Source organism: Aulosira sp. FACHB-615, from assembly GCF_014698045.1.
In the GTDB taxonomy this organism is placed as follows: Bacteria; Cyanobacteriota; Cyanobacteriia; order Cyanobacteriales; family Nostocaceae; genus Nostoc_B.
Window position 1 is genome coordinate 1 of sequence record NZ_JACJSE010000070.1, and the last position, 9,289, is coordinate 9,289.

Below are 9,289 nucleotides of genomic sequence, written 5' to 3' on the forward strand. Positions count from 1 at the left end.
GTGAGGTAACTCCTTCAAGCAAGTCAACTCGTGGAAAGAGGAAACCCAAGAAGTGATTCTTGGAATCCCCCACTATATTCGGTACCCCGAATTAGTGGTGGGAGGATGTCAATTTTGACTTATCTGTAAGGGTGTAGTGTTCAAAACCCTTACACCCAATCTCCATAAATAATTTTGGTGCGTAAGCTCTATAAATGTTATATTCTGTAGCCTAATTCGGTAATTTCTGCCCCTGGATTTTCCCAAAATGTTGCGTGTTTATCATCTTTTTATCGCTGTAATTTTACTTTTGTTAATGCCAGTGGGGGCAAAATTTGTGCTTCCCTACGTTACTGGAACTAAAGTAGAAACCAAGAACCAAGCCGCACCGACATCCAAGACAGCTACTCAAACTGCGGCGGGAGAAACTTCTCAGCCCACAGCAGGAAATTTGTGGCAAAAAGTTTTAGGTAAAAATATTGTCGTGCCTAGTGGCTGGCAAGTAATTCCTTGTCAGGGAAATGCCCCTTTATTGTGTGTATCTGCTCAAGGTGAAGTTTTAGGTACAGTCGAGATTAGTGTTGCTCAAGTGAGTAAAAATCCCAACTTGCAAAAGCATCTTGCCGATGCAGGCATTCTCCCAGACTCAAAATTAGATTATAAAAATTCGGCTAACCACAGCAAAGCTATCACCGCCTTGAAAGCTTGGGCGGAAGATTATTATACTTCTTTGAGTAAAGACCGTCAGAAAAGTAACGGCAATAAACTGATTTTTACAACTCATCCATTAGAAGAAATATCAATTAGTCAGTTACCAGGAATCCGCTATGGCTTTACAGGAATTAAAGCTGAAGGTGGGTTACAAGAGCAATATATTAGTTATGCGGCTTTTGATGGAAATTCACTTTATATCATTAGTACAGCTTTTGACCCTGGTGCGGTAACAGGTAAGTTTGAAAAATTGGAAAATTTAGTAATTTTTCAGCCTTATTTGAACGCGATCGCAGAAAATTTAAATCTATAGTTGGTCAATAGTCATTAGTCATTGGTCATTTGTTAATAACCATAACTAATGACTGATATTGACGTTAGCTAAATTTCAGCAACGGCGCGTTCAATTAAACGACGTGCTAAAGTTTGTGTGCCTGTATGCTCATAATAATTGGTAGACACATCTAAGAAAGCTGCCAAATAATCTAACTTGTCGTCGCTGAACTCTACAAAACTTTTCAAGTGACTGGTAACAGTTTGTTGAGTTAAATTATTTTGGCTAACAAACCCACCTATCCAACCTTTGACTGAATCAAGACTTTGACCAATAAAGTCGAGTTTACCGCCAGTATCGTTACCAGGAATTGCATCTTGAATGGTGTTGAAAGTCGTGTTTTGTGATAGTTCCTGGGGATTAAGGGTACTGATAAAAGATAGTGCTTTCTGAATGAAATCTGGCCCTAAAGGTATGATGCCATCAATACAAACTAATGCCGCCAAGCGGATGAGTGACTCACCACTATACTCTCCTAAAGCACCAACAAAATCGCCGATGCTGTCTCCGGGAATGCCATTAATTTGGCAGAAAGCTACCAATTCAGCTACTACTTTTAAAGCCAAATCGATGGTTTGTGCTTTATCTGGTTTGGGAGTTATCGAGTTGAGAAAACCCAAAAGCGGAATTGTTTCACCGACTTTGTTGGCTAAAGCTGCTGCACCGAGGGCTTTATCAGTACCATCAACTGTTTGATAAAGCCACATTGCGCGTTGATAGCCTTGGGAACGGTCATTATACAGATAAATCGCCCGTTCGCCAATTTGTTGAATTAAACTTTCATCTTCTTCACCAGTCACAGTTTTGATGGTGTTCACAAAACCAACAGTATTTTGCCACTCACCAGGAGCCGCAAAATCTAAAGCCTTCAACACAGATACAGTTAAACCACCAGTGGGTAGTTGATCAACTAATTCAAAAATAGGTTTGTTCACAAAAATCTCCTCTCTTGGTTGCAATTGTTATGCCAAAGTGCTGAGTAGTAACTCAATGTTTCAAGAGTTTCAGCCACAAACATAGTCCTAACTTATGGAATGCTATGTGTCTAAAGATTTTGAGTAGCGATTATTTAAGTTTGGCTAAACCACTCAGGTTGAATTTACTAATCCAATCAGCGCGATCGCTGGCTGTCAATGTTGTACCCTTAGAGATAACTTTGACTTGATATTTACCTACTAAAACTGCCGTTGCGGTTTTTCCTTGTTCTACAGCCGGATATCCAGCAATCTTTTTGGTACTTTTAGAGAATTTGGCAGCTGCTTCTGGGGTGCTGCTGGTATCCGAAATTGATAGCGTCGCTACTTCTTTACCAGCTTTTTTCAGCTTGGCTTCTGCAAAGCCTTTTTTCTCTTGGGTGAATACGCTATCGTAACCACCACCCGATTTGGGGAATAACTTGTTAAATTCACTTCCCTGGGTAGCAGTCTTAGCAACTGCTTGACCACTTTTTTGTTTAGTACTTTCTTGTTGCGCTTGGTCAAACCGTCCTGGGGTTTTGGGACTACAAGCGGTTGTCAGTAATAATACTGAGATTAACAACGCTGCGACAATTTTCCGACTACGATAGAAACTCATGTTTCCTCCTGATGATACTTTGACGCAATTATCAACTACTTGTCAAAATTTGCCCACAAAATTTATGTTTCGATAACTATTGTGATCAGGCGTGAAGAGTGGGAAAGGCTTGATACGATGTGAGCAAGGGATTTTTCAGTTCTCTTGACTTTGCTAACTAGTACAAAAATTTGTGAAGCAGAAACATGAACACTGATTTTGGCAGTCTTCTGGGGGAAAGTTCTTTGATTCGAGCCTTACATACTTCTATCCAAGGTAGAGCTAGATATAAAGTCAAGGGACTGCTTGATTCTCTAACTCTCAAAAAATATCTAGAATTGCGATTACCCCAGCAAGAAGGAATTTTGCAAGCCAATGCAAATCATTTAACAGGTAATGTGTTGGTACTGTTTCAGCCAGATTTTAGTCCAAATGCGATCGCCTGGATGCTACAAAATATTGTTCTAGACTACACAAGAAGTCATAAACAATTACCTCCCAGTACCGCACCAGAATTTATTCCCAGTAAAAGTATTACTTTATTTGTGCAGTCAAATGCTGCTATAACTCAATCGCGGAGTCAAATCATCCCCGTAGCCGCAGCTTTTTCGGCTTTATCCTTGGGGACAGCTATCTTAAACACCAATAATTTAGACACCCAGATTTTATTAGCGATTCAAAAACTCCACACGCCTTTACTAGACAAAATTATGGTGGGTATCACTTCTCTCGCTGAACCACCACTGCTATTGTTGACTTGTTTAACATGGGAAGCAATTCTGCTACATCGCCGCCGTTACCTCCAAGCTACTACCTTTGGGATGGCAGCAGTTGGTGGAATCAGCTTAAATTTTCTGTTGAAAGAATTGTTTGTCAGGGCGCGTCCGGCATTGTGGGATTACATTATTAATGTGAATCATTACAGTTTTCCCAGTGGCCATGCAATGGTGTCAATAGTGGTGTATGGTTGCATCGGCTATTCCTTATCCCAAGAATTTCCCCAATGGCGATCGCAGATTTTCACTTTGACGGTAATCTTAATTTTGGCTATTGGTTTTAGTCGGTTGTATTTGGGAGTACATTGGCCTAGTGATGTAATTGCTGGTTACGCCGCAGGTTTAATTTGGTTGACTGTGTGCGTAGTGTATGAGTATTTGCTAACTCAAAAAGCTACGGCTGAGTGCTGAGTCAGAACTTCAGCCTTGTTGCACTAGTTACAGTACTGCAACATAAACCTTTGAGTAATTGTATATAAATGATCATTTAAATGAGATAGTGCTTGGTCAGCGATCGCAGGGGGTAAGCCATGATAATATGCTTGAGCAATACCACCTGCAATACAAGCAATGGTGTCACTGTCACCACCTAAAGAAATTGCATTCCGAATTGCATCTTCGTAATCAGTTGATTCTAAAAAGGCGATAATTGCTTGGGGAACGGAACCTTGACAAGAAACATCAAACTTGTAATTTGGTCGAATTTCGTCCAGGGTAATTTCTAAATCGTAATCAAAGGTAGTTTGCAAATAAGCTTTAATTGCTGGTTTATCAGCACCTGTGCGAGCTAGAAATATAGCTGCGGCTGTGGCTTGAGCGCCTTTGATACCTTCAGGATGATTATGAGTCACAGCCGCACAACTTTTAGCGGCTTCGAGGACGGTATCTAAGTCATGCAAAGCAAAGCCGATGGGACTAACGCGCATCGCGGAACCGTTACCCCAACTATTGTATGGCTGACTATCGTTAGAGTTTGCCCAACTTCTAAAAGTACTGCCATAACCAGCGTAGGGATAGCGGCGAAAATAAGACTTAAACTGCTCGATGTATTGACTACTGTCGAGTGAGTCTGCACCATCGAGAATCATTTCGGCTACTGCGACAGTTAGCACAGTATCATCGGTGAAACGACATTGCCTATCGAATAAGGGAAAATCCTTGGTTTTAATATTGTTAACTTCATATACCGAACCGATGATATCACCTGCGATCGCTCCTAACATATTAATTTTCTGGAAGATAATTTAGGTGAGTTTTTCCAGCCTTACGACAGCATTGTAATCTGGGACTCCTTCGAGCGATCGCTTACTTTTATCAAGCAATACATTCCCTTCAGGCCAATGAACTTGTAAATTTCCTTTCTGAATTGGTGCTAGATAAATTCTGCCAGTTAACTCACCCAATTCATTTTTTAAAATGACCTGATCTCCATCTTTTAAATTCAACTTAGCAGCATCAACCGCATTCATTAACACCGCCTCGCGCAAAGCCCCAGTAATGGCATCTTTGCGTTCTTGCACCATACTATTAAACTGCTTACCCCGACGTGTCGCTACCAAAAAGCAGCCTTCTGGTATTTCCTTTTGTGCAGGCGATAAAACTGTAAAGTGTGCCTTCCCGTCAGCTGTGGCAAAATTCCAGCCAAAGCACAAATGCGAACCACCATATTGAAATTGATCGCCTGTCTGCTGTAAGTGTTGCATCCCGGCGTATAATGGCACAACTTGGGCAATTTCTTCCCGAATCGCCGCCGTATTCTCAAAATCAATCTTCTCTGCCAAATCTGGGCGGACTCTTTTTGCCAATTCCACAAACACCTCCCATTCTGGACGCGCCTCACCAATACGGGGGCCAGGAATTTCTGGGCTGAAAATTACCCGCCGTTCTGTAGAAGTTTCCGTCACACCCCCCGGTACTTCATAGCGAGTGGTGGCAGGTAATAAAATTACAGTATCTGCTGGTTCCAATAACATTTGGCTAGATAACACAATATCAGCATGTACCCGCAGAGGTATAGTTTGCAAAGCACCTTCTACATAATCTGGTTCTGGTAGAACCTCTAAAAAATTCCCACCCACAGAAAACAACACATCTAATTGCTTGTCGTAAGCAGCATCAATCATTTCCGGTGCAATTAAACCTCTGGTGCTAGGTACATCAAAGCCCCATTTTTGACTTAAATCAGCAGCATTTTCTGAATTAATCGGTTTACCACCAGGAAACACCGTGGCGTAACATCCCATCTCTGCACCACCTTGCACCCCAGAATGACCACGAATAGGCATTAACCCACAACCTTCTCGCCCAACAAAACCTTTAGTCAGTGCCAAATTGATAATACTGCGGACATTATCTTCACCACATTCATGCTGCGTAATGCCCATACTCCAGACAAACACCGCTTTATTAGCAGCTGCAATGATTTGGGCAAAGGCTTGCATTTCATAGCGAGATGCGCCGGAAAGCCTTTCTAATTCTTCCCAAGATTGTTGTTCTAGAGATGTTTGGAGTTCTGCAAAACCTGTGGTGTAACTGTCGATAAATGACTTGTCGACCCATCCATAAGCAATCAAATGCTTGACGGTTCCATTCAAAAATGCCATATCACCGCCAGTATTTACCAAAAAGAAATCTTCGGCAAATTTAGTCCCAAACAAAGCACTTTCCACAATTGAAGGAACCCAATAGCGTTCCATTCCTGGTTCTCGATAGGTATTAATCACCACAATTTTGGTGCCGGCTTTTTTGGCGTAGTGAAGATACTTGACGGTAACTGGTTGATTATTGGCGACATTAGAACCAATAAACACTAATAAATCCGTACCTATCCAGTCTTTATAAGAACAAGTTGTCGCCCCCGCGCCTAAAGATGTTTTTAAGGCGGCGGTACTCGGAGAATGACAAATCCGGGCGGCATTGTCAATATTATTACTACCCATTGCTCGGACAGCTTTTTGAGTCACATAATAAGTTTCGTTGACCGTACCGCGACTAGTAATATAAAAACTTAGCCTGTCTGGTGTGGTGGCGCGGATACGATGGGCAATGAAATCTAAAGCTTCATCCCAACTAAGACGACGAAAACCTTTTTCTCCACGCTGGCGCATCATCGGGTAAGGAAGTCGCCCCAAATCCCGGAGTTGGGAAGTTTTTTGTGCTTGTAATGGCGATACATCTGCTAGGATCTGGGGATCTAACGCTGACATTGTATTCATCTGCAACAACCGCAACCGCACATTGCAGAGATGAATCCCATCTAATGTCCAATCCTTCATTCCTGTTGTGCCTAAAGCACAGCCATCACACACACCTTGATTGAGAATATTCCACGCATAAGGTAATTTATGCCGTGACAGCCAAATCGCCCGAAATACCTCCCAATAGTTATTGGGATACTGTTCGCCAATACCAAATGGCTTCCAACTTGCCCAGTGCTGTGGTGTCCAATATCGCTTGGGTTTAGGCAACATAATGAGTGTGGGAGTGAATTAAACTGCCACCTTAAGGCTACCGTTTTGAGTAGCATTTGAGTAGCAAAATCAAAAGTCTGGACACTCAGCACTAACTATTTCTGGGTGGCAGTAGTATTTCAAAACAGTCTCTACGGTGTCCCCAATCCACAAGGCTACTTTGTCAGGACTGATGCCACTGCTAATTGCCCATGTGGCAAAAGTATGGCGAGTAGAGTAGGGTTTTAGGTACGGAATATGACCTTCATCAGCCAATGACTTGACTACACCAGGGTATTTGTAAGTTTTTTCTCCTCGGTTCGATTTCCACTCATGCCAGAAGCTAAACATTACGCCACTGTTCATTGGACTACCAGCTTTACTCAGAAACACCAAATCAGAGGGATTGTATGATTCGGGACGGTGGTTTAATAACATCCGTTGGAGTTTTGACCCTGGCTCGCTGGGGAATACTCTCTTCTTGCCGTTTTTTGTTCCCTTGCGGATTCTGTGAACATTGCAAGACTTATTAATGTTGATCCGGCAACAGTCATTGCTGATATCTCCCCAAGTCAGCGCAAATGCTTCTCCTGGTCTAGTTCCTGTAAAAAATAAAAATTTCACCAATGGGGCATAGCAAGAAAATAAATGATGATTTTCAAATGCTTGGATAATTAAGTCACGTTGCTCAAGGGTGAAAGCCCGTTGGTGGTCTTCGTCGCTCTTGCGTTTAGGTTTTTGAATTGTGAGTTTTTCAAACGGATTGTTAGTGATCAGTGCTGAGTTTTTGGCCCACGCGCAACACCTATTGAGACAGTTTAAAAAATCCCATGCCATGTAGTGAGTCAAATTATTTAATGCCCATTCCCGAATTTTGGCAGCATCTTCTAGTGATTGAGTAGGGAGTCTACCAATGTAGTTGGCGGTGGAGCGATATTTAGTAAGAATAGTTGTTTTTTCTAATTGGCTTGACTGAAACTCTGTGTAGCATTCCCAAAGTTGCTGTAAATCGTATTTATATTTTTTTGACGAAGTGATAGCGCCAACAATCGGTTTACTGGATGCCCGAAATTGGTAGCTTTCTAATGTATTGTCAAAGCGTCCTAGTGTAATATCATTGGCGATCGCGTCTCGTTTCGTCCTCACAATCTCTCGGTTACGCTTGGTGTCTTTTAGTCCACTGCTAATATAAAACTGCTTATCAAAACCTCGAACGCGGAAGCGAATTGATAGCTTTTTAGTTCGCGGATCGACATTTATCCATTTATCCTCATCCATGATTTTATAAATCAGATTCTGTCGCCAAACGGATTGGTGTAAGGATTTTTGCGAATATGCCCATAAGGATATCTACGATATAAAGAATTGCCCCATCGCCATTTAAAACACCTTAAAAAAACTGATTTACCCTTGCCTGATGGTCTTAAAACAGCGTGAAAAGTTTCGTTTTTTCTAAAATGTGGATATTGATGACAGTTATATTTAAAGATGGTGATCATCTACGGCAAAATCCAATACGTAATTCTATCTTCATCAAAATCTGAAATCAATTCGTTGATGGCTTCCAAACGCTCATTACTTGTTTTCAAGCACTCCTCACATTCGCACCTATTAAAATCACCAATCAATAAATCGAACCAGTCATAGTAACCTTGTAAACTATCAAGTCTGCCTAACATCATTTCGGGCGGAAATAAAGATGCTTTGTTTAAATACTGAATGCGAGGGTCTTTAAAGTTCCAAATGAATTTTTCGGGCGGAACATAAACGGCTTGAATGCCAAAAGTTATGCGAGGAAGCTCATTATTCATAGTCATAATCCCTCCTACCCTCAAAATCGCTAGGCCAATAGATGAGCCAATCTTTGTAAAATCCATCAGCTTCGATGTCACCAGCCCATTTATGAGGCCAACTGTTTATGGGGATAGGTGGCATAAATTCCTCCCGGTGTGACGGTGCTGCATAAGAATATCCTTTAGGGTGGTAAACCCAAGGAGTTGCAAAAGTCACATCATCATTAAGTGGTAAATGGTGAATTACTTCTATCCCGCCGTCTGGGTGGTATTTGTAAGGCAACTCGATCGCATTCCACCAACCAGCAAGCCAAAGTTCGTGTCTAATCCTTCCGACCCAATAGTTATACCTGTCAGTTGAGATGATTTCCCACTCGTTGTTGCTGGCGTATTCTTGATACGCGGGAATTTCTACTTTAAAGCCATTCAGTTCGCGCCATTTAGGATCAAAAGACCAATCCCAAAACGGTAGCGGCCACGGATGAGCTAATGATTCGCAGTATTCGCCGCAACCGTCCTCAAAATATTCACAAATTAAGCCAATTGGGCATCCACTCATGTTTTGATTTCTTTCAGCTAATATTGACCGTGTAAAACTCTCATCGGTGCGATCGCGCTTCTGTGGCATGAAAACGCGATCGCATTTCGCATTTTTTGGCATCCCCGAAAATTTGTCTACAGTTGCTACAGTGC

Annotated in this window: 9 protein-coding genes; 2 read left to right on the forward strand and 7 right to left on the reverse strand. The window is 41.8% G+C overall.

Translation table 11 applies throughout. From position 1 onward, the window contains the following. Window positions 1–247 precede the first annotated feature (247 nt). A complete protein-coding gene (locus tag H6G77_RS34850) occupies window positions 248–1,003 on the forward strand; it encodes a hypothetical protein (protein ID WP_190592360.1) in 756 nt (251 codons plus the stop codon). 68 nt (window positions 1,004–1,071) lie between these two features. On the opposite strand, the gene H6G77_RS34855 is transcribed toward H6G77_RS34850, so the two are convergent. Then, on the reverse strand, window positions 1,072–1,959 hold the full coding sequence (locus H6G77_RS34855) for a hypothetical protein (RefSeq protein ID WP_190592359.1): 888 nt from the start codon (window positions 1,957–1,959) through the stop codon (window positions 1,072–1,074). Window positions 1,960–2,089: 130 nt separating this feature from the next. Then, window positions 2,090–2,599, reverse strand: a complete 510-nt coding sequence (locus H6G77_RS34860) for a hypothetical protein (protein ID WP_190592358.1) — start codon at window positions 2,597–2,599, stop codon at window positions 2,090–2,092. A 185-nt stretch (window positions 2,600–2,784) separates the two neighbouring features. On the opposite strand from H6G77_RS34860, the gene H6G77_RS34865 reads away from it, so the two are divergent. Next, window positions 2,785–3,765 carry a phosphatase PAP2 family protein gene (locus H6G77_RS34865; RefSeq protein WP_190592357.1) on the forward strand — a complete coding sequence of 327 codons (981 nt, stop codon included), beginning with the start codon at window positions 2,785–2,787 and terminating at the stop codon, window positions 3,763–3,765. A 23-nt stretch (window positions 3,766–3,788) separates the two neighbouring features. On the opposite strand, the gene H6G77_RS34870 is transcribed toward H6G77_RS34865, so the two are convergent. The 5 genes from H6G77_RS34870 to H6G77_RS34890 all read right to left on the reverse strand — a co-directional run. Then, window positions 3,789–4,577 (reverse strand): ADP-ribosylglycohydrolase family protein, encoded by a 789-nt coding sequence (locus H6G77_RS34870; RefSeq protein ID WP_190592356.1) that lies wholly within the window; start codon window positions 4,575–4,577, stop codon window positions 3,789–3,791. A 21-nt stretch (window positions 4,578–4,598) separates the two neighbouring features. Beyond that, entirely contained in the window at window positions 4,599–6,824 is a 2,226-nt protein-coding gene (locus H6G77_RS34875) for an FdhF/YdeP family oxidoreductase (RefSeq protein WP_190874102.1), read from the reverse strand. A 69-nt stretch (window positions 6,825–6,893) separates the two neighbouring features. Beyond that, window positions 6,894–8,081: a tyrosine-type recombinase/integrase gene (locus H6G77_RS34880; protein ID WP_190874103.1), complete on the reverse strand. Its 1,188-nt coding sequence runs from the start codon at window positions 8,079–8,081 to the stop codon at window positions 6,894–6,896. 221 nt (window positions 8,082–8,302) lie between these two features. Further along, window positions 8,303–8,614: a hypothetical protein gene (locus H6G77_RS34885; RefSeq protein ID WP_190874104.1), complete on the reverse strand. Its 312-nt coding sequence runs from the start codon at window positions 8,612–8,614 to the stop codon at window positions 8,303–8,305. Continuing rightward, window positions 8,607–9,289, reverse strand: a 683-nt coding sequence (locus H6G77_RS34890; protein WP_206758073.1) for a hypothetical protein, incomplete at its 5' end; no start/stop codon positions are given. The genes H6G77_RS34890 and H6G77_RS34885, both read right to left, overlap by 8 nt.